We start from the raw sequence: 18,835 nt of genomic DNA on the forward strand, positions 1-18,835 counted from the left end.
ATGAATCACACCGCCTCTGCCCGTAGCTGGGTTGAACACGCCAACGGGCACCGCGACTTCCCGCTGCAGAACCTGCCGCTGGGCATCTTCAGCCGCCCCGGCCAGGCGCCGCGCTGCGGCGTGGCCATCGGCGAAGCGATTCTCGACCTGGAGGCGGTGCTGGCCGCCGGGTTGTTCGAGGGCGAGGCCAAGGCCGCTGTCGAAGCCACCCGCGGCGGGGCGTTGAACGCCTTCTTCGCCCTCGGCCGTCCGGCGCGCGTGGCCCTGCGCGAGCGCCTGCTGGCGCTGCTCGGCGAACACAGCGAACACCAGGGCGAGCTCCAGGCGGCGCTGTGCCCGGCCGCCGACTGCCAATTGCACCTGCCGGCCAAGGTCGGCGACTACACCGACTTCTACGTCGGCATCGAGCACGCCAAGAACGTCGGCAAGCTGTTCCGCCCCGACAACCCGCTGCTGCCCAACTACAAGCATGTGCCGATCGGCTACCACGGCCGCGCCTCGACCCTGCGCCCATCCGGCACCGCTGTGCGTCGACCCAAGGGCCAGACCCTGCCCGCCGGGCAGACCGAGCCGAGCTTCGGCCCCTGCGCGCGGCTGGACTACGAGCTGGAACTGGGCATCTGGATCGGCCCGGGCAATGACCTGGGCCAGGCCATCCCGGTGGGCGACGCCGCCGAGCACGTGGCCGGCTTCTGCCTGCTCAACGACTGGTCGGCGCGCGATATCCAGGCCTGGGAATACCAACCGCTCGGCCCGTTCCTGTCCAAGAGCTTCATCACCAGCGTATCGCCCTGGGTGGTCACCGCCGAGGCCCTGGAGCCGTTCCGCTGCGCCCAGCCGGCGCGCCCGGACGGTGACCCGCAGCCGCTGTCGTACCTGCTCGACAAGCGCGACCAGGCCGGTGGCGCCCTGGACATCGAACTGGAGGTGCTGCTGCTCACCGAGCGCATGCGCGAAGAGGGCCTGCCGGCCCACCGCCTGACCCTGAGCAACACCCGCAGCATGTACTGGACCGTGGCGCAGATGGTCGCCCACCACAGCGTCAACGGCTGCCAACTGCAACCGGGCGACCTGTTCGGTTCGGGCACCTTGTCCGGCGCCGAGCCGGGCGCGTTCGGCAGCCTGCTGGAGATCACCGAGGGCGGCAAGCTGCCGGTGCAACTGGCCAGCGGCGAGGTGCGCAAGTTCCTCGAAGACGGCGACGAGATCATCCTGCGCGCCCGTTGCGCGCGCGAAGGCGTGGCCAGCATCGGCTTCGGCGAGTGCCGCGGCAAAGTCATCGCGGCGAACTGAAGAGGGCAGGGCGATGGAGCTGTTCACCTACTACCGTTCCACCTCCTCGTACCGGGTGCGCATCGCCCTGGCGCTCAAGGGCCTGGGCTACCAGGCCGTGCCGGTCAACCTGCTCGAGGGCGAGCAGCGCGGCGCCGACTACCTGGCGCTCAACCCCCAGGGCCGGGTGCCGGCCCTGCGCACCGACACCGGCGAGTTGCTGGTGCAGTCGCCCGCGATCATCGAGTACCTCGAGGACGCCTTCCCCGCGCCTGCGCTGCTGCCGGTCGAGGCGCAAGCCCGCGCCAAGGTGCGTGGGGTGGCGGCGATCATCGGTTGCGACATCCACCCGCTGCACAACGTCAGCGTGCTCAACCAGTTGCGCCAGCTGGGGCAGGACGAGGCGCAGGTCAGCCAGTGGATCGCCCATTGGATCAGCCAGGGGCTGGCGGCGGTGGAGCGCTTGATCGGCGACGAAGGCTTCTGTTTCGGCGAGGTGCCAGGGTTGGCGGATGTGTACCTGGTGCCGCAGCTGTATGCGGCCGAGCGCTTCAATGTCGACCTGAGTGGTTACCCGCGCATTCGCCGGGTGGCGGCGCTGGCCGAGCGGCATCCGGCATTCGCCGCGGCGCACCCGGCGCGGCAGCCCGATACCCCGCGATAGGGCCGGCGACGACACCCCATAACAAAAACCACCCGGTACCTTGCGATGCATAACCAGATAGCCAGCTTCCGCGCTGCCCTCGACGCGCGCCCGGTGTCTTCCTATCAGTGGCGCCTGCTGGTGCTGCTGATCCTGTTGTTGGTCACCGACGGTTACGATGCCCAGGTGCTGGGCTACGTGATTCCCGCCCTGGCGCAGGACTGGGGCCTGGAGAAAGCCGCCTTCGGCCCGGTGTTCAGCGCCAACCTGCTGGGCCTGACCGTCGGCTCGCTGGCCATCACCCCGCTGGCCGACCGTTTCGGCGTGCGCCGGGTGCTGTTGTGCTGTGTGTTGCTGTACGCCAGCCTGACGCTGCTGATGGTGTTCGCCACGTCGCTGCACAGCCTGATGCTGGCGCGCTTTCTCTGCGGCATCGGCATGGGTGGGGCGATGCCCAGCGCCATGGCGCTGATGGCCGACTATGCGCCGCCGCGCCTGCGCACCTTGATGGTGACCCTGGCCGCCTGCGGTTTCTCACTTGGCGGTGCGGCCGGTGGCTTCGTCGCCGCCGGCTTCATCGACCGCTTCGGTTGGGAGGCGGTGTTTCTCGCAGGGGGCGTGGCGCCCTTGCTGCTGTTCCCGTTCCTGCTGTTGTTCCTGCCTGAATCGCTGCCGCGCCTGTTGCGCGACGCCCCGCCTTACGCCCGCCTGCAACGCTTGGCCGGGCGCGTGCTGCCAGGCTGGCAGGTGCCTGCGGCCCAAGTCGCGGCGGATGAGCCGCAGGCCGGCAAGCTGACCGTGACGGGCCTGTTCCGCGACGGCTTCGCCCGGGCGACCTTGCTGCTCTGGGGCACCTTCTTCGTCAGCCTGATCCTGCTGTACTTCATGATCAGTTGGCTGCCCTCGTTGTTGCAGGAGAGCGGCCTGGCGCTGAACCAGGCCAACCTGGTCACGTCGCTGTTCCTGTTCGCCGGTACGTTCGGTGCCGTCTGCCTGGCCTGGTGCGCCGATCGCCTGGCCAACAAGACCTACCTGCTGGCCGGGGTGCTGCTGGGCGCGGCCGTGTTCAGCGTGCTGGTGGGGCTGAACCACGACGACCCACGCTGGCTGGTGCCCAGCGTGTTCGCCGCCGGGTTCTGCATCATCGGCGGGCAACTGACCCTGAACGCCTTCGTCAGCAATTTCTACCCCGCCCAGGTGCGCGCCACCGGCACGGGTTGGGCGCTGGGCGTCGGGCGCTTCGGCTCGATCCTCGGGCCACTGTTCGGCAGCCTGCTGCTGGCGATGCACATGCCGGTGCAGACGATCTTCTTCTTCTGCGCCGTGCCAGCGTTGATCGCTGCGCTGTTGATCAGCCAGGTGCGCGCGCCGCGCCCGGCGAACGAGGCGGCGCCAGGCAAGGTGCAGGCGTTAGTGGATTGAGCGGCTGGCGTGCGGTAGCTGCCCGAGGCGTTCGCTGAGTTTCAGGCGTTGCACCGGGTCGTCGGTGAGCAACAGGGCGTGCTCCAGGTCGAAGCGCTCGGCCTGGGGGCAGTCGAGTTGTTGGTAGAGGGTGGCGCGGGCCAGGTAGTCGGCGACCTGCACCGGGCCCAGTTGCATCACCCGCTCGGCGTCGACCAGCGCGGCCAGGGTGTTGTCGTTGCTGCTGTGCAACTGGCGCAGGTTGCGCGACAGGCGCTGGAGCATCTGCAGGGGGCTGGCGCTGCGCAGGTGCTCGGCGCTCAGCGGCAGGTTCGGGCCGAACTGGCGGGCCAGCAGTTCGCGGCAGTCGGCGGGGTACAGGCGGCGCCCGCCGCAGGGGTCGAGCAGGTGATCGGCGCCGGGCACCCGGAGCAGGAAGTGGCCGGGGAAGTTGACGCCTTCCAGCGGGATCGACAAGCGCCGGGCCAGCTCCAGGGCCAAAATCGCCAGCAGCAGCGGCTGGCCGCGCCGGCGTTGCAGCACTTTGTCCATCAAGGCCGCCTGCGGGCGCAGCGGGTGGTATTCGTCCTGCTGGTAACCCAAGGCGTTGAGCTGGCGCAGCAGCGGTTGCGCCAGTTCGTTCAGCGGCAGCATCGGCAGGTTGGCGTTGACCTCGCGTTGCAGGTCGTTGAGTTGCAGCAGGCAGGCAGCCGGGTCTACCCCGCGATCATGCTCGGCGGCGATCCACAGAGTGGCTTCCAGCAGGGCGACCGGGTCGCGGTCGAGGCAGGCGAGGCAGGCTTGACGTGGGTTCATCGTACTTCTCCACACACGTTTAACTTTTAGCCCTGGCGCCGGCATTCGTCCAGTGGTCTGCCCGCCGCCTGACCCGTGGCCGCCTGCTTATACTGGTAGAAGCACCTGTCGGGGAGCCCGTCGATGTTCGCGCTCATGCAAAGTACACGCACCCAGTCCCTGCACCTGTTCATCGACCCGCCCACCGGGCTCAAGGCCGTGGTGGCGATTCACAGCGAGCAGTTGGGGCCGGCCATGGGTGGCTGTCGCTACCTGCCGTATGCCGATGACGAAAGCGCCATGACCGATGCCATCCGCCTGGCCCAAGGCATGAGCTACAAGGCGGCCCTGGCCGGCCTGACGTTCGGTGGCGGCAAGGCGGTGATCGTGCGCAACCCCCATGTGGAGAACCGCGCGGCGCTGTTCGAAGCGTTCGGGCGTTTCGTCGACTCCCTGCAAGGGCGCTTCATCACCGCCGTGGACAGCGGCACCTCGACCCTGGACATGGACTGCATCGCCCAGAGCACCCCGCATGTCACCAGCACCACCGCCTCGGGCGACCCTTCGCCGCATGCGGCCATGGGCGTGTTCGCCGGCATCCGCGCCACGTCGATGGCGCGGCTGGGCAGCGATAACCTGGAAGGGTTGCGGGTGGCGGTGCAGGGCTTGGGCAATGTGGGCTATGCGCTGGCCGAGCAACTGCATGCGGCGGGCGCGGAGTTGTTGGTCAGCGACCTCGACCCTGGGCGGGTGCGCCTGGCAGTGGAGCAGTTCAATGCGCACCCGGTGACCAACGATGCGTTGCTCAGCACGCCGTGCGACATCTTCGCCCCGTGCGGGGTGGGGCCAGTGCTCAATGGCCAGAGCGTGATGCAGCTACGCTGCGCGGCGGTGGCGGGCTCGGCCAACAACCAGCTGACCACCTTGCAGGTGGCCGACCAGTTGGAGACCCGCGGCATCCTCTACGCCCCCGACTACGTGATCAATGCCGGTGGGTTGATCTACGTGGCGCTGACCCACCGGGGAGCCGATGTCGGCACCATCACCGCGCATTTGGCGCGGATTCCCTCGCGGCTGACCGAAGTGTTCGCCCACGCCCAGGCCGAGAAGCGCTCGCCGGCGCGGGTGGCGCAGATGCTGGCGGAGCGGTTGCTGTATGGTTGAAGGCAGGTTCACCGCCCGCGATTGCGTCGGTAGCCACTGTGACGCGTGGCAGGCTTGGCCCTATCGCGGGGCAAGCCTGCTCACAAGGACGGGCGCTTAGGCTTCCCCGCCGCCTTCGAGCAACTCCGCCAACGCATCCGGTTGGCTCTTGAACGCCCGGGCGAACACGTCGCGGTTCTTGGCCATGTAGATACCCGCTTCCTCCACCTGCTGCTCGGTCAGCGACGGCACCGCCTTGTGCAGCACCTCGGCCAGGCGTTCGGCCAGTTCGAGCATCTTGTCGTGACGATCTGCTTCGGCCTTATCCATGAACAAGCGCTCCGGGTCGCGGCTGCTGCGGTACACCACTTCGACGGCCATTCATCACCTCTGTGCCTTTTTGCTGGGTTGGGTTGGATAACTGTATTTTTATACAGTAATGGCAGATGGCACCACCGCGCAACCTCCGCGGAGGGCTTTTTTACATCCGGCAAAGCGTAGCCCACAGGTGCCTTGCGGCAATCGGTCGCCTTCCAAGACCAGGGCCTGGCCCTTTAACTGCATGGCACAAGCGTCACAGAGGTGGCGCACCATCCTTCATGTCGTATCGGGGAATGCAAGATCGTGAACATCAAATGGGCTGAAAAACTGCGCAAGGGCCTGCATGGCTCGGCCGACTCGCTGGGTAACCTGTGCGTGGAGTCGTTCCACTACCTGGCGTTGTTCGGCATCGGTGGCATCACGGCCTACGCGGCGGTGATGACTTTCCTGGACATGCTGGGCAAGGGCGGGGTGAGCGTCGATGACATCCTGTTGCTGTTCATCTACCTGGAATTGGGGGCGATGGTGGGGATCTACTTCAAGACCAACCACATGCCCATCCGCTTCCTGCTCTACGTGGCGATCACTGCGTTGACGCGCCTGCTGATAGGCGATGTGTCGCACCACAAGGCGCCGGACGCGGGGCTGTTGTACCTGTGCGGCGGCATCCTGCTGTTGGCGTTCTCGATCCTGGTGGTGCGCTATGCCTCGTACCGTTACCCGTCGACGCGGGTGATCGATGCCAGTGGCAAGGAGCTGGATGACGGCAAGGTCTGACCTATCGCCATCGCGGGGCAAGTCGGATCGCCCCGCGATGGCCGTCACTGACTACCCACGATTTCGGGCAATCTCCAGATCATTCATCAATGCCTTGGCCAGCGCGCTGAGGTAGTGCACCGCGCCGCTCACCTTCGGGTCAGGCGCTTCCTCCAGGCCTTCGCTCAGGTGGCGTATGCAGCCCAGCAACACGGACACTTCCTCGAACGCCCGCTCGAAGGGAACCCCCGGCTGGACCCGAAACAGCTCCATGCAGGTGGTCACGCCCGCTGTCGCGCAGGCCTTGGTTTCATCACTCCTTGACGGTATTGGGTTCACAGCCGCTGCAACGCATGCTCGACCAGCGCCTGCGCGGTCTCGGCGGCATGCGCTGCGTTGGCGAGCATGTGCAGGCCGGGGACGCCGGCATAGGCGCGGCAGTGTTCATCTAGGGTTTCGGCGACGCCCCTCATCAGTTCGCTGGCATGGGCCAGGGCGTCGGGTGGGGTCAGGTCGGAATGGATGGAGAAGTAGGGGTTGGTGATGAGCTTGAGGCGGGGAGGGTCGGGGACGAGCTTTTTCATGATCAGATCTCTTGTGCAGTGAACAAACGCTGCCACGAGAATCTTTTCTCACGAGATCAGGGTGGCAGCCGTGCACGGGGTGAGAAATCCGAGGCACAAGAAACTCGGCCAGGCCGGAGCCTGCCCGAACACGGCTGCCATGACAGGAAGGCCGCTACTTATGCTGTCGGGTTTCTCACGCCCGGTCGCCAACTCGACGACTCAGTGACCTTAGCGGTGAGGTATTTCCCCGACAATTAAGACGCTTCCGCAAGTTGCGTAGGATAGTTCGCTGCGTTGTTTAAGCTAAAGGGGTTGGTTGCAGATTCGGAATTTTCTGGGCTTGTCCCGCCATGGCGATTTCCATTTGAAATCAAATGGCAGCCGCTAATAACCAATCGTTCTGCAAGATTTCCGCTCCTCGCGCCACACAGGCCTAGAGACTGGAAAACCTCGCAGGCCCCCGCAATGCCCCATTACCTCGACGACGCCCAGCGCGAAGACGTGCTGCGCCTGCAGCGCACCTTCACCGGGCGCAGCGAATGGCCGACCTGGCTGCTGTTGGCCCTGGTCTACAGCGCCTGGTTCGCCCTGCTGCCCCTGAGCCACCTGCTGGGCCCCTGGCCCACCACCGCGCTGCTGATCCCGCTGCTGGTGCTGTGGCTGTCGTTGCAGCACGAACTGCTGCACGGCCACCCCACCCGCCACGATGGGCTGAACAAGCTGCTGGGCTATGCCCCCTTTGCCATCTGGTACCCCTACACCCTCTACCGCGACAGCCACCTGCGCCACCACCGCGACGACGACCTCACCCTGCCGGGCCTGGACCCGGAAAGCCGCTACCTCAGCGCCCAGCACTGGCAACGCAGCGGTGTCTTGCTGCGGGGCCTGCTATGGCTGGGCAAAACCGTGCCTGGCCGCTTGCTGATCGGCGCGCCGCTGGCGCTGTTCACACTGGCCCGCGAGGAACGGGCGCGGCTGGCCCAGGGCCAGCGCCAGGCCTGGCTGATGTGGGTGACCCACGGCGCCTGCGCGGTGCTGCTGCTGGCCATGGTGGCGCGCTTCAGCGCGTTGTCGGTGGCCCACTACCTGTTCCTGGTCAGCGTGCCGGCGCTGGGCGTGGCGATGCTGCGTTCGTTCTACGAACACCGCCCGCACCCGCGCCCGGAGCAGCGCACCGTGATCAACGAAGCCCGCGGCCCCTGGTCGTGGCTGTTCCTGCACAACAACCTGCACCTGGTGCACCACGATATCCCGGGCCTGCCCTGGTATTTCATCCCGCGCATCTACCGCCAGCACCGTGCCCAATGGCTGGCGCGCAGTGGTGGTTTCCTGGTGCGCGGCTATGGCGAGCTGCTGCGCCGCCACAGCCTGGCGCCCATCGACAGCCCCCGTCACCCCTTCGCCTGACCTGGAACCCCACACCATGCCCCAAGGATTCGTCGAGCTGTCCATGTACATCGCCCCGCCCCGGGTCTGCGAGGCCAGCGAAGCCTGGCTGGCGCGCATCGTCGAGCGCCTGGAGGCCCAGCGCGAGCGCGCGATTGGCTTGGACTTGCCGCAACTGTGGCGCTCGCCGCGCTTGTTGCTGACCCAGACCTGCGGCTACCCGCTGATGACCCAACTGCGTGGCCAGGTGCGGCTGATCGGCAAGCCCCGCTATGAACTCCCTCACGCCCAGGCCGGCCAGCATTGCAGCCTGGTGCTGGCGCGCGTGGACGACCCGCGCCCGTCGCTGGCGGCGTTCTTTGGCAGCCACGGCCTGGTCAACAGCCCCGACTCCAACTCCGGGATGAACCTGTTCCGCCACCTGCTGGCGCCGTGGCAGCGCGAGGGCCGCTTCTTCCGCGAGGTGACCTTCACCGGGGGCCACCGTGACAGCCTGCGTGCCCTGCGCGAAGGCCGTGGCGACCTGGCGGCGATCGACAGCGTGACCTACGACTACCTGGCGCGCGACCACAGCACCGAGGTCCAGGGCCTGCGCGTGGTGGCCCAGACCGCCAGCAGCCCGAGCCTGCCCTACATCGGTGCCCCTTGGCTGAGCGACGCGCAGGCCGAGGGCATTCGCCTGGCGATGAACCAGGCCCTGGCCGACCTGCCAGAGGTCGCCGCCACGTTGGCGATCGCCGAAGTGCTGCCGGCCAGTGAGGCCGAATACCAAGTGCTGCTGGACTACGAGGCCAACGCGGCGCGCCTCGGGCTGCCGGTCCTCGAATAGCTTAAAAGGAATATAAAAATCACTTTTAAGTATTTTTAATGCATAAGCGACCCGTCTAGGATGCGCTCACCGGACCACCGGACATATCTCGTATCCACGCTTTCTGGAGCGCTCATGTCCGGCTTCGAAAATTCTCATGGCGAATACGTCGGCAGCCTGTTCCGCAGCCATTACCCGTGGCTGTGCGCGCGCCTGCGCCGACATGTGGGCGACGGCGCGGCCGAGGACATCGCCGCCGACACCTTCGTGCAGTTGCTCAGCACCCCCAGCGTGGAACCGATCCGCCAGCCGCGCGCGTTGCTGACCACCATTGCCCAACGCCTGATGTACCAGCTGTGGCGCCGTCGCGACCTGGAGCGCGGCTACCTCGATGCCCTGCAGCACGAAGAGGAGCGCTTGGCGCCCTCGTCGGAGGCCCTGGCGCAGATGCTCGAGGCGCTGCAGGCCATCGATGTGCTGCTCGATGGCCTGCCGGCCAAGGTCAAGGCGACCTTCCTGCTGTCGCAGCTCAACGGCCTGACCTACCCGCAGATCGCCGAGGAGCTGGGCATCTCCCAGCGCTCGGTGAGCGACTACATGGCCAAGGCCTTCACCCGCTGCCTCAAGCTTTCCCTGGACTGACATGCACGACGCCGACGAACAGCAACGCCTGATCGAGCAGGCCAGCGCGTGGCTGGTGCTGCTGCGCTCGGGCCAGGCCAGTGCCGACGACCACCAGGCGTTCCAGGCCTGGCGTGGCGAAGACCCGCGCCACGAGCAACTGTGCCGGCGCCTGGAAATCACCCTCGGGGTGTTTCAGGTGCCGCTGGCCCAGGGGGTTGACGGCAAGCTGGTGCAGCGTGCGCTGGAGGCGCCGTCCGGGCGCCGGCGCTTCCTGCAACGGGCCTTGGTCGGCGCCGGGGTGGCGGTGGGCGTGGGGTTGGGCCTGGGGCACGCGCCGGGGCTGGACCTGCCGCTGGGCGCCGACCTCAGCACCACGACCGGCGAGCGCCAGAGCATTCGCTTGCCGGACGGCAGCCAACTGTTGCTCAACGCCGAAAGCCAGGCCGACGTGCGCTTCGACGACCAGCAGCGACTTCTGCGCTGGCGCGGCGGGGAAGGGCGGTTGGAGGTGGTCGACGACGCCCGGCCATTCGTGGTGCGCACCGAGGTGGGCAGCATCAGCGCCCAGTCGGCGCGCTGGCTGCTGCGCGAGCGTGGCGGGCAGTGCCGGGTCTGTGCCCTGGCCGGCGTGCTGGAGGTCAGCAGCCTGGGCGGTGACCGCTTGCAGTTGCGCAAGGGGCAGGCCGTGAGCTTCGACCGTTTGAGCTTCGCGGCGGTGGAGCCATTGCGCGGTGGGGAAGGGGCCTGGGTCGATGGCCTGCTGGAGGTGCGCGACAGCCCGTTGGCCGAGGTGATCGACGCCCTGCGGCCTTACCGACGCGGGGTGATGCGCCTGGAGCCGGCGGTAGCGGGGTTGCGGGTGAGTGGGTTGTTCCGGCTGGACCAGAGCGACCTGGTGCTGGAGGCGCTGGCGCGGACGTTGCCGATTCGGGTGAGCCGGCGCAGTGAGTATTGGGTGAGTATTTCGGCGGTTTGAGGGGGGCGGCCCAAATCCACCTCAAATCCCCCGGTTCTAACGACATAACCAATCGATCTGCAAGATTTCCCCCGCCCACGCCACACCCCTGCTGTAAACGCTGCCGAGGGGGGCAGTGTCCTTGGATTCCTTGGGGGGAATCATCGTGCGCCGTACCGACAAGAAACACACCAACACCCGCAACGCCCTGGCCTTCGGCCCGCTGCTCGGCCTGCTGATGGGCGTCGCCCAGGCCGCCGAGCCGGTGCAGGCCTACCACATCCAGGCCGGCCCGCTCGACGAAGTGCTGCTGAACATCAGCCGCCAGAGCGGCCAGGTCATTTCCTTCACGCCCGAGGTCGAGCGCTTCTCGTCCTCCGCCGTGGACGGCGAGCTCACCGCCGAGCAGGCCGTCGACGCCGCGCTGCGCGGCACCGGCCTGCAATTGCAGGTCAGCCCGGGCGGTGCCTTCATCGTCAAGGAAGGCACCGCCGCGCCCGCCGCAGCCGCCAGCCATGCCACGCAAACCGCCGCGCCCGGCGCGCCGACCCTCGACCGGGTGATCGCCCTGGGCACAAGGCGCAGCGATGCCACCGCGCTGACCAGCGCCGCGCCGGTGGACGTGATCGACAACCAGGAACTGGTCAAGACCGGCGCCACCACCCTGAACCAGGCGCTGTTCCAACTGCTGCCTTCGTTCAACTTCCCGCAGAACCAGAGCGCCACCCGCGGCCAGAACCCCAAGGGCGCGTCCTTGCGCGGCCTGTCGCCGGACCAGACCCTGGTGCTGGTCAACGGCAAGCGCCGCCATGCCTCGGCGGTGGTGAACATCTCCGGCGGGGTGCCATTCATTGGCGCCCAGCCGGTGGACCTGGACATGATCCCGATCAGCGCCATCGACCACGTCGAGGTGCTGCGCGACGGCGCCTCGGCGCAGTACGGCTCGGACGCGGTGGCCGGGGTGATCAACATCGTGCTCAAGGAGCGCGACAGCGGCGGGCAGCTCAACACCCAACTGGGCAAGTACGGCCAGGGCGATGGCTTCAGCAAGAACGCCGACGGCTGGTACGGCCTGGGCCTGCCCGGCGATGGCTTCCTGACCCTGAGCTTCAACGGCGTCAACACCAAGCCCACCGACATCGGCGACAAGTACGTGGCCGACGGCCAGTTGCAGGACCACCGCTGGGGCGGTGCCAGCCGCGACAAGTTCAACCTGGCGGCCAATGCCGAGGTCGGCCTGAACGACCAGTGGCGGCTGTACAGCTTCGCCACCTACGGTCAGGACAAGTCGATCAACAACACCCCGCCATTGCTGCGCGACAACCCCAACAACGTGCTGGCGCTGTACCCCGAGGGCACCATCCCCAAGTACCGCTACCGCTATGAGGATGCCGCACTGACGGTCGGCTCGCGCTTCGAGGACGAGCGCATCGGCCGCCTGGACTTCAGCGCCACCTATGGGCGCGACGAACACGACGAAGTGGCCTTCGACACCCTCAACCCCAGCTATGGCGTGCGCAGCCCGACCAAGTTCGACATCGCCACGCTGGTCAACACCCAGACCAACCTGGCCATCGACTATGCCCGCGACGTGCCGGTGGGGTGGTCGAACCACCCGCTGACCGTGTCGGCGGGCGTGGCCTACCGCCGCGAGCAGTACCAATTGCAGGCCGGCGACTTCGACTCGTATTCCTTTGGCGGCATCGACGGCGTGCAGGTCGGTGGGGTGCAGGCCTCGGGCCTGACCCCGGACGACGCCGGCACCTACAAGCGCGAGGTTGGCGGGGTGTACTTCGGCCTGGAAAACCAGCTCACCGACAAGTTCCAGGTGGGCGTGGCCGGGCGCAGCGAGCACTACTCCGACTTCGGCTCGGCCACCACCGGCAAGCTCTCGGCGCGCTACGAACTGACTCCGCAGGTCGGCCTGCGCGGCACCCTCAACAGCGCCTACCGCGCGCCGACCCTGGGCCAGATCGGCACCTCCTGGACCACCACCACCAACGTCGACGTCAATGGCAACCCGGTGCTCACGCGCATCCTGCCGGCCGAGCACCCGGCGGCCCAGGCCCTGGGCGCGCAGTCGCTCAAGCCCGAGAAGTCCACCAACTACTCCCTGGGCCTGGTGCTGCGCCCGACCGAGCAGGCCTCGCTGACCATCGACGCCTACCAGATCGACATCCGCGACCGCCTGCTCTACAGCGGCGGCATCTCCGGCCCCGACGCCGAGCGCATCCTCACCGCCGCGGGCTTCGGCCAGTACAGCTGGGCGCAGTTCATGACCAACGCGGCCAACACCCGCACCCGTGGCGTGGACATCGTCGGCAAGTACAACCTGGGCCTGGGGCACTACGGCGACCTGGCGCTGACCGCCGGCTACACCAAGGCGCGCACCACCATCGAGAAGATCCACGGCAACCCCAACGGCTTCGACGTGCTCACCCGCGAGGCCCAGGGCTTTCTCGAACACGGCTACCCGGAAGACAAGCTGATCCTCGGCGCCACCCATGCCTACGGCCCGTGGACCGTCAGCCTGACCCAGACCCGCTACGGCGAGTACCGCAAGTACGCGGCCTCGGCGGCCAATGCCCAGTACGACCAGACCTTCTCGGCGCAGTGGATCACCGACCTGGACGTGAACTACGCGTTCACCAAGCAACTGCGTGTGTCGGTGGGCGCCAACAACCTGTTCGACAGCAAGCCGGATGACTTCAACACCCGCCTGCGCCAGACCCCGGGCCAGCAGTACAGCTACCTGTCGCCGGCTGCGCCGGAGGGGGCGTTCTACTACACCCGGCTGAGCTACGACTTCTAAGAGGCCCTTCATGATCGCATTCAACAAACTGCTGGGCGGCGCCGTGCTCGCCCTCGGCCTGCTCGGCCAACCGGCGATGGCCGCCGACAAGGCCGCGCCGATCCACTTCGGTGACATCACCTGGGAAAGCGGCAGCCTGATCACCGAGATCCTGCGCAGCATCGTCGAGCAGGGCTACGGCTACCCCACCGACACCCTGCCGGGCAGCACGGTCAGCCTGGAAGCGGCGCTGGCCAAGGACGACATCCAGGTCATCGGCGAGGAGTGGGCCGGGCGCAGCCCGTTCTGGGTCAAGGCCGAGGCCGAGGGCAAGGTGTTCGGCCTGGGCGACACGGTCAAGGGCGCCACCGAGGGCTGGTGGGTGCCGGAGTACGTGATCAAGGGCGACCCCGAGCGCGGTATCGCGCCGCTGGCGCCGGAGCTGAAATCGGTGGCGGACCTGGCGCGCTACAAGGACGTGTTCCGTGACCCGGAGTCCCCTGGCCAGGGGCGCTTCCTCAACAGCCCCACCGGTTGGACCTCGGAGATCGTCAACAGCCAGAAGCTCAAGGCCTATGGCCTGACCGACAGCTACGTGAACTTCCGCACCGGTTCCGGTGCGGCGCTGGATGCCGAGGTCAGCGCGTCGATCCGTCGGGGCAAGCCAGTGCTGTTCTACTACTGGTCGCCGACCCCGCTGCTGGGCCGCTACAAGCTCGTGCGTCTGGAGGAGCCGCCGTTCGACGCCGAGGCCTGGAAGACCTTGTCCGACCCGAACAACCCCAACCCCAAGGGCTCGCGCTCGCTGCCGGCGCGCCTGGCGATCGGCGTTTCGGCGCCATTCCACGCGCGCTACCCGGAGCTGGTGGCGTTCTTCGAGAAGGTCGACCTGCCGCTGGAGCTGCTCAACCAGACCCTCGCCCACATGGCCGAGAAGCGCCTGGAACCCCGCGCCGTGGCGCAGGCCTTCCTGCGTGAACAGCCGCAGGTGTGGAGTGCCTGGGTGCCGGCTGAAGTGGCCAGCAAGGTCAGTGGGAGCCTGAAATGATTGGACGTTTCTTGATCGCGTTGGGCCTGGGCGTGGCCAGCGCCCTGGCCCAGGCGGCCGACCCGCAGGTGCTGCGCATCGGCTACCAGAAAAGCTCGGTGAACATGGTGCTGGCCCGTGAGCACCAACTGCTGCAAAAAGCACTGCCCAACACCCAGGTGCAGTGGATCGAGTTCCCCGGCGGCCCGCAGTTGATCGAGGCGCTCAACGGCGGCAGCCTGGACGTGGGCAATATCGGCGACATCCCGCCGATCTTCGCCCAGGCCGCCGGTATCGACCTGCGCTACATCGGCATCGAGCCGAGCGACGGGCGCAGCGAGGCGATCATCGTGCCGCGCGACAGCCCGGTGCGCCAGCTCAGCGACCTCAAGGGCAAGCGCGTGGCCTTCCAGAAGGGCTCCAGTGCCCACAGCCTGTTGCTCAAGAGCCTGATCAAGGCGGGCATGCAGTTGAGCGACGTGCAGCCGGTGTTCCTGCCGGCGGCCGACGCGCGCCCGGCCTTCGAGCAGGGCAAGCTCGACGCTTGGGTGATCTGGGACCCTTACTACGCCGCCGCGCTGCTCGACGGCAGCGCCCGGCTGCTCAGCGATGGTCGCGATGTGCACCCCAGCGGCACCTACTACATCGCCAGCCGCGCCTTCACCGAGCAGCACGGCAGCGCCATCGCCGCGGTGCTCGAAGCCCTGCGCCAGGCGCAGCGCATTTCGGTGGAGCAGCCCGAGGCGAGCATCGACAGCATGACCCGTGTGCTGGGGCTCAAGCGCGAGGTGGTCGAGCGCTTCTTCGCCCACCGCTACAACGCACCGATCCGCCCGCTGGACGACGCCGCCATCGACACCCAGCAACGCATCGCCGACCTGTTCTTCGCCAACCGCCTGATCCCGCGCGCGGTGACGGTGGGCGAGATCGTTTATCGGCCCTGAGCCGAGGTGTCCCCATCGCGGGTTCGCCCCGCGATGAGGTCGTGACAGACAAACGAGGTTCACCCATGCACCCCATCTACATCGACTTCCTCAACGGCCCGGACATCGAAGCCCTGGCCCTGGACAACGACGAGATTCTCAGCGCCATCGAAGCCAGCCTGGCCATCCAGGGCCATGGCGATGCGGTCATCGAGCCGCGCACCCACCTGATCCCCGGCAACGGCATCAACGGCCACTTCAACGTGTTGCGCGGCGTGCTCGGCGGCCCGGTCGGCCGCGCCGGGGTCAAGGTGGTCGGCGACTTCGTCGACAACTACCGCCACGGCCTGCCATCGGAACTGGCCATCCTCAACCTGCTCGACCCGGCCACCGGCGTGCCGAGGGCGATCCTCGACGCCTCGTCGATCACCGACATGCGCACCGGCGCCCTGACGGCCCTCGGCGCTCGCCACCTGGCCCGTCCCGACAGCAAGGTGCTGGCGCACATCGGCGCGCGCGGCACGGCGTACTGGAACGTGCGCCTGCTCGACCACCTGTTCGACTTCGACGAGATCCGCGTGCACTCGCGCCGCCCACAAAGCCGCGAAGCCTTCGCCGAACGCCTGCGCCAGGACTTGGGCAAGCCGGTCATCGTCACCGAGGACTGGGAAAGCACCGTGCGCGGCGCCGACATCGTGGTCGAGGCTTCGCGCCTGGAGCGACCCGAACCGCTGCTGCGCACCGAGTGGATCACGCCGGGAGCGTTCGTCGTGCCCTACGGCACCATGAGCGCGGTGGAGCTGTCGTTGACCGACATCATGGACAAGCTGGTGGTCGACGACTGGGGCCAGTGCAAAGGGGGGCAGTTCGGTGCCCTGCGCGCCCATGTGGAGGCCGGCAAGCTCAGCGAGCAGAGCTTGCATGCCGAGCTCGGGCAGATCGTCGCCGGGCTCAAGCCGGGGCGCGAGCATGACGGCGAGACCATCCTGTTCTGGCACCGCGGCCTGAGCCTGAGCGATATCGCCCTGGGCCATGCGCTGCTGGAAAAGGCCCGGCGCCTGGGCATCGGCCAGCGGCTGCGTTTCGCGTGACGGTGCTGGGGCCGCAAGGGCTGGGCCTGGAGCAACTGCTGGCGGTGGCCGACGAAGGCGCCGCGCTGCGTTTTTCCGCGGCGGCGCGTCGGGGCATCGATGCCGGGCATGCGCTGTTGCTGGAGCAGGTGGCGGCGGGCGTGCCGGTGTATGGCGTGACCACCGGCCTCGGGGCGGCGGTTGACCAGGCCCAGGCGCAGGACGATGCGCTGTTCCAGCAGCGCATCGTGCCTGGCCGGGCGGTGAGCCTGGGGCGCCTGGCCGAGCGCCGCGAGGTGCGGGCGATCTTCGCGGCGCGCCTTTCGGGGCTGGCCCAGGGGCGTTCGGGGATCTCCCTGGCGACTGCCGAGCGCCTGCTGGCCCTGCTCGAACAGGGCATCCACCCCGAGGTGCCGCTGCTCGGCTCGCTGGGCGAAAGCGACCTGGCGCCGCTGGCGCACCTGAGCCTGGCACTGCTGGGGCAGGGGCGGGTGACGTATCGCGGGCAGGCCATGGGCGCCGCCCAGGCGCTGGCCGAGGCCGGGCTTTCAGTGGCCACGCTGACCGGCAAGGACGGCCTGGCGCTGGTCTCGGCCAATTCGGCGAGCATCGGCCTGGGCGCGTTGCTGGTGGCCGACACGCAACGCGTGCTGGCGCGTCAGTCGGGCGCGCTGGCGTTGTCTTGTGAAGGCTTTCGCGCCAGCCTCGCGCCGTTCCAGCCCTGGGCCGCGCGCCTGCGCCCGGTGCCGGGGCAGGCCGAGCAGTCGGCGGCATTGCTGGCGCTGCTGGCTGGTGGCGACCTCGAAGACTCGCGCCAGGCCCGGCGCCTGCAAGACCCGCTGAGCCTGCGCTGCGCCACCGTCGTGCTGGGCGCGGCGCAGCAGGCCTGGGCGCAGGCGCGGGCGCTGGTGGAACTGGAGTTGGCCAGCGCTGCCGACAACCCGGCGCTGCTCGAGGAGACCGGCGAGGTGCTGGTGACCGCCAACTTCGACAGCACCCACCTGGCCCTGGCCTTCGAGGGGCTGGGCCTGGCCTTGAGCCGCGTGGCGGTGGCCAGTGCCGAGCGCATCGCCAAGCTGCTGTCGCCGACCTTCAGCGACCTGCCGCGCGCCTTGGCCCCCCGCTCTGGCCGCGTGGGGCTGGCGGCGCTGCATCGCACGGCGGCGGCGCTGGTGGCGGAAATCACGCACTTGGCCAACCCGATCCCGGCGATCAGCATCGCCGTCGCCGATCGGGTGGAGGATTACGCCGGGCAGGCGCTGGCGGTGGTCGAGAAGACCCGCTCGCTGTTGCTGCGCGTGGAGTGGCTGACGCGCATCGAACTGGTGTGCGCGGCCCAGGCAGTGGACCTGCGTGGCGACATTCGCCTGGGCGATGGGGTGCGCCAGGTGTATGAGGAGGTGCGGCGCAACGTGGCGTTCGTCGACGAAGACCGGCTGATCGACCTGTCCGTGCCCTGGCGCTAATGCGCCAGGTGGCGGGCGTTCCACGGCGTGTCGCGGTGCGCGCCGGTCATCGCGGCGAGGATCTCCAGGGCGCTGTGGCCCTGCTCGATGGCCAGGCCGAACCGGATGCTGTCGATGACCCGGCGCAGGCGCTCGGGGTCGTTGCGCTGGGCCTGGGTGATCAGGCGTTTGGCGACCACGCCGGTGTCGTCCGAGAGGGTCAGCATGATGCTGCCGTCGAGCCGTTCGATGCTCAGGTTGACCCGGTAGTGGGGGGCGAAGGCGTCGCTGATGAGGTCGAAGGGGTTGGTCATGGGGCTGGGTCTGCAAAAGGGTGTGCAGGGGTTGACCGTGCTCGGTGGGGGAGGGTTCAGGGCCGTTGATCGGGTGGGGCAGTGGTGGCCTCTTCGCAGGTTTGCCCGCGAAGAACACAATGCGGTTTTCAGGCCGCATACGAAAACGCCCGGCGCGATGCACCGGGCGTTCGGGGTTCAGCGTTATTCGTCGCTGTGCTGCGGCACCGCGCGCTTGCTGCGCAACTTGCCGTAGAAGTGCTCCAGCGCGTTGTTCAGCTTGCTGGCCGCGCCGTCGACGGCCTGGTCCAGCGACGTGGCGGTGTGGGTCACGGAAATCGGTTGGTGGCCTTTCGGGCGAGCCTCCATCTGGCAGCGCTTGTCGTGCGGTCCGGGCTTGTCGCCGCTCTCGTCGCGCAAGTGGACCTCAATGCGGGTGAGGTCGTCTTCGTAACGTTCGAGTGTGCTCTCCAGCGTACTGCGAACCCACTCGTTGAGACGGCTGTTGCCTTGGATGTGGTTGCTGCTGTTGACCTGGATTTGCATGATTCCAATCCTTATTCAGCTTGCTCGCGAGAGGCGTGCCTAGGCCAGTGAGGCCCTGGGAAAAGCGTCG

The 18,835-nt window shown here is 67.9% G+C and carries 20 protein-coding genes; 14 read left to right on the forward strand and 6 right to left on the reverse strand.

Annotated features, from left to right (window positions below; translation table 11 throughout):
* The 3 genes from fahA to P0Y43_RS19150 are packed head-to-tail and all read left to right on the forward strand — an operon-like array spanning nucleotide 1 to nucleotide 3,337.
* A complete protein-coding gene (fahA, locus tag P0Y43_RS19140; RefSeq protein ID WP_275638825.1) occupies nucleotides 1-1,293 on the forward strand; it encodes a fumarylacetoacetase in 1,293 nt (430 codons plus the stop codon).
* A gap of 13 nt (nucleotides 1,294-1,306) precedes the next feature.
* Nucleotides 1,307-1,936: a maleylacetoacetate isomerase gene (maiA, locus tag P0Y43_RS19145; RefSeq protein WP_275638826.1), complete on the forward strand. Its 630-nt coding sequence runs from the start codon at nucleotides 1,307-1,309 to the stop codon at nucleotides 1,934-1,936.
* Nucleotides 1,937-1,981: 45 nt separating this feature from the next.
* Complete coding sequence (locus tag P0Y43_RS19150) at nucleotides 1,982-3,337, forward strand: MFS transporter (RefSeq protein WP_275638827.1); 1,356 nt, start codon at nucleotides 1,982-1,984, stop codon at nucleotides 3,335-3,337.
* On the opposite strand, the gene P0Y43_RS19155 is transcribed toward P0Y43_RS19150, so the two are convergent.
* Entirely contained in the window at nucleotides 3,326-4,132 is an 807-nt protein-coding gene (locus tag P0Y43_RS19155) for a SirB1 family protein (protein ID WP_275638828.1), read from the reverse strand. The two genes, P0Y43_RS19150 and P0Y43_RS19155, sit on opposite strands and share 12 nt — an antisense overlap.
* Before the next feature lie 123 nt (nucleotides 4,133-4,255).
* Here P0Y43_RS19155 and P0Y43_RS19160 point away from each other — a divergent pair, with 123 nt between their 5' ends.
* Nucleotides 4,256-5,275, forward strand: coding sequence for a Leu/Phe/Val dehydrogenase (locus P0Y43_RS19160; RefSeq protein ID WP_275638829.1), 1,020 nt, complete (start codon nucleotides 4,256-4,258; stop codon nucleotides 5,273-5,275).
* Between the two features lie 96 nt (nucleotides 5,276-5,371).
* On the opposite strand, the gene P0Y43_RS19165 is transcribed toward P0Y43_RS19160, so the two are convergent.
* A complete protein-coding gene (locus tag P0Y43_RS19165) occupies nucleotides 5,372-5,635 on the reverse strand; it encodes a YebG family protein (protein WP_275638830.1) in 264 nt (87 codons plus the stop codon).
* 243 nt (nucleotides 5,636-5,878) lie between these two features.
* Here P0Y43_RS19165 and P0Y43_RS19170 point away from each other — a divergent pair, with 243 nt between their 5' ends.
* Nucleotides 5,879-6,352, forward strand: coding sequence for a phosphate-starvation-inducible protein PsiE (locus P0Y43_RS19170; RefSeq protein ID WP_275638831.1), 474 nt, complete (start codon nucleotides 5,879-5,881; stop codon nucleotides 6,350-6,352).
* Nucleotides 6,353-6,403: 51 nt separating this feature from the next.
* Here the strand turns inward: P0Y43_RS19170 and P0Y43_RS19175 are convergent, their stop codons facing one another.
* Entirely contained in the window at nucleotides 6,404-6,604 is a 201-nt protein-coding gene (locus tag P0Y43_RS19175; RefSeq protein WP_275638832.1) for a DUF3077 domain-containing protein, read from the reverse strand.
* 62 nt (nucleotides 6,605-6,666) lie between these two features.
* Nucleotides 6,667-6,915, reverse strand: a complete 249-nt coding sequence (locus P0Y43_RS19180) for a hypothetical protein (protein ID WP_275638833.1) — start codon at nucleotides 6,913-6,915, stop codon at nucleotides 6,667-6,669.
* A 447-nt stretch (nucleotides 6,916-7,362) separates the two neighbouring features.
* Here P0Y43_RS19180 and P0Y43_RS19185 point away from each other — a divergent pair, with 447 nt between their 5' ends.
* From P0Y43_RS19185 to P0Y43_RS19225, 9 genes are all read left to right on the forward strand, one after another.
* The gene (locus P0Y43_RS19185; protein WP_275638834.1) at nucleotides 7,363-8,304 is read left to right on the forward strand and encodes a fatty acid desaturase; all 942 of its coding nucleotides are present in this window, start codon (nucleotides 7,363-7,365) and stop codon (nucleotides 8,302-8,304) included.
* Nucleotides 8,305-8,320: 16 nt separating this feature from the next.
* Entirely contained in the window at nucleotides 8,321-9,112 is a 792-nt protein-coding gene (locus tag P0Y43_RS19190; protein ID WP_275638835.1) for a phosphate/phosphite/phosphonate ABC transporter substrate-binding protein, read from the forward strand.
* Between the two features lie 114 nt (nucleotides 9,113-9,226).
* Entirely contained in the window at nucleotides 9,227-9,733 is a 507-nt protein-coding gene (locus P0Y43_RS19195; protein ID WP_275638836.1) for a sigma-70 family RNA polymerase sigma factor, read from the forward strand.
* A 1-nt stretch (nucleotide 9,734) separates the two neighbouring features.
* Nucleotides 9,735-10,691 carry a DUF4880 domain-containing protein gene (locus P0Y43_RS19200; protein ID WP_275638837.1) on the forward strand — a complete coding sequence of 319 codons (957 nt, stop codon included), beginning with the start codon at nucleotides 9,735-9,737 and terminating at the stop codon, nucleotides 10,689-10,691.
* Between the two features lie 217 nt (nucleotides 10,692-10,908).
* A complete protein-coding gene (locus tag P0Y43_RS19205; protein ID WP_275638868.1) occupies nucleotides 10,909-13,482 on the forward strand; it encodes a TonB-dependent receptor in 2,574 nt (857 codons plus the stop codon).
* Nucleotides 13,483-13,492: 10 nt separating this feature from the next.
* Entirely contained in the window at nucleotides 13,493-14,509 is a 1,017-nt protein-coding gene (locus P0Y43_RS19210) for an ABC transporter substrate-binding protein (protein WP_275638839.1), read from the forward strand.
* The gene (locus tag P0Y43_RS19215; RefSeq protein WP_275638840.1) at nucleotides 14,506-15,432 is read left to right on the forward strand and encodes an aliphatic sulfonate ABC transporter substrate-binding protein; all 927 of its coding nucleotides are present in this window, start codon (nucleotides 14,506-14,508) and stop codon (nucleotides 15,430-15,432) included. Before P0Y43_RS19210 ends, P0Y43_RS19215 begins: the two co-directional genes overlap by 4 nt.
* 65 nt (nucleotides 15,433-15,497) lie before the next feature.
* A complete protein-coding gene (locus P0Y43_RS19220; RefSeq protein WP_275638841.1) occupies nucleotides 15,498-16,502 on the forward strand; it encodes an ornithine cyclodeaminase family protein in 1,005 nt (334 codons plus the stop codon).
* A complete protein-coding gene (locus P0Y43_RS19225; protein WP_275638842.1) occupies nucleotides 16,499-17,947 on the forward strand; it encodes an HAL/PAL/TAL family ammonia-lyase in 1,449 nt (482 codons plus the stop codon). The genes P0Y43_RS19220 and P0Y43_RS19225 overlap by 4 nt, the downstream gene beginning before the upstream one ends.
* Here the strand turns inward: P0Y43_RS19225 and P0Y43_RS19230 are convergent.
* The gene (locus P0Y43_RS19230) at nucleotides 17,944-18,240 is read right to left on the reverse strand and encodes a DUF3509 domain-containing protein (protein WP_275638843.1); all 297 of its coding nucleotides are present in this window, start codon (nucleotides 18,238-18,240) and stop codon (nucleotides 17,944-17,946) included. The genes P0Y43_RS19225 and P0Y43_RS19230 overlap by 4 nt on opposite strands.
* A 183-nt stretch (nucleotides 18,241-18,423) precedes the next feature.
* On the reverse strand, nucleotides 18,424-18,765 hold the full coding sequence (locus tag P0Y43_RS19235; protein ID WP_275638844.1) for an HPF/RaiA family ribosome-associated protein: 342 nt from the start codon (nucleotides 18,763-18,765) through the stop codon (nucleotides 18,424-18,426).
* Nucleotides 18,766-18,835 lie beyond the last annotated feature (70 nt).

The organism is Pseudomonas entomophila (assembly GCF_029193575.1).
Classification (GTDB): domain Bacteria; phylum Pseudomonadota; class Gammaproteobacteria; order Pseudomonadales; family Pseudomonadaceae; genus Aquipseudomonas; species Aquipseudomonas entomophila_G.

Coding starts and splice junctions, on each gene's coding strand:
- P0Y43_RS19220 (WP_275638841.1), top strand. CDS start 15,498: ATGCACCCCATCTACATCGACTTCCTCAACGGCCCGGACATCGAAGCC.
- P0Y43_RS19165 (WP_275638830.1), bottom strand. CDS start 5,635: ATGGCCGTCGAAGTGGTGTACCGCAGCAGCCGCGACCCGGAGCGCTTG.
- maiA (WP_275638826.1), top strand. CDS start 1,307: ATGGAGCTGTTCACCTACTACCGTTCCACCTCCTCGTACCGGGTGCGC.
- P0Y43_RS19205 (WP_275638868.1), top strand. CDS start 10,909: ATGGGCGTCGCCCAGGCCGCCGAGCCGGTGCAGGCCTACCACATCCAG.
- P0Y43_RS19150 (WP_275638827.1), top strand. CDS start 1,982: ATGCATAACCAGATAGCCAGCTTCCGCGCTGCCCTCGACGCGCGCCCG.
- P0Y43_RS19230 (WP_275638843.1), bottom strand. CDS start 18,240: ATGACCAACCCCTTCGACCTCATCAGCGACGCCTTCGCCCCCCACTAC.
- P0Y43_RS19185 (WP_275638834.1), top strand. CDS start 7,363: ATGCCCCATTACCTCGACGACGCCCAGCGCGAAGACGTGCTGCGCCTG.
- P0Y43_RS19210 (WP_275638839.1), top strand. CDS start 13,493: ATGATCGCATTCAACAAACTGCTGGGCGGCGCCGTGCTCGCCCTCGGC.
- fahA (WP_275638825.1), top strand. CDS start 1: ATGAATCACACCGCCTCTGCCCGTAGCTGGGTTGAACACGCCAACGGG.
- P0Y43_RS19160 (WP_275638829.1), top strand. CDS start 4,256: ATGTTCGCGCTCATGCAAAGTACACGCACCCAGTCCCTGCACCTGTTC.
- P0Y43_RS19180 (WP_275638833.1), bottom strand. CDS start 6,915: ATGAAAAAGCTCGTCCCCGACCCTCCCCGCCTCAAGCTCATCACCAAC.
- P0Y43_RS19200 (WP_275638837.1), top strand. CDS start 9,735: ATGCACGACGCCGACGAACAGCAACGCCTGATCGAGCAGGCCAGCGCG.
- P0Y43_RS19175 (WP_275638832.1), bottom strand. CDS start 6,604: ATGGAGCTGTTTCGGGTCCAGCCGGGGGTTCCCTTCGAGCGGGCGTTC.
- P0Y43_RS19215 (WP_275638840.1), top strand. CDS start 14,506: ATGATTGGACGTTTCTTGATCGCGTTGGGCCTGGGCGTGGCCAGCGCC.
- P0Y43_RS19235 (WP_275638844.1), bottom strand. CDS start 18,765: ATGCAAATCCAGGTCAACAGCAGCAACCACATCCAAGGCAACAGCCGT.
- P0Y43_RS19155 (WP_275638828.1), bottom strand. CDS start 4,132: ATGAACCCACGTCAAGCCTGCCTCGCCTGCCTCGACCGCGACCCGGTC.
- P0Y43_RS19190 (WP_275638835.1), top strand. CDS start 8,321: ATGCCCCAAGGATTCGTCGAGCTGTCCATGTACATCGCCCCGCCCCGG.
- P0Y43_RS19195 (WP_275638836.1), top strand. CDS start 9,227: ATGTCCGGCTTCGAAAATTCTCATGGCGAATACGTCGGCAGCCTGTTC.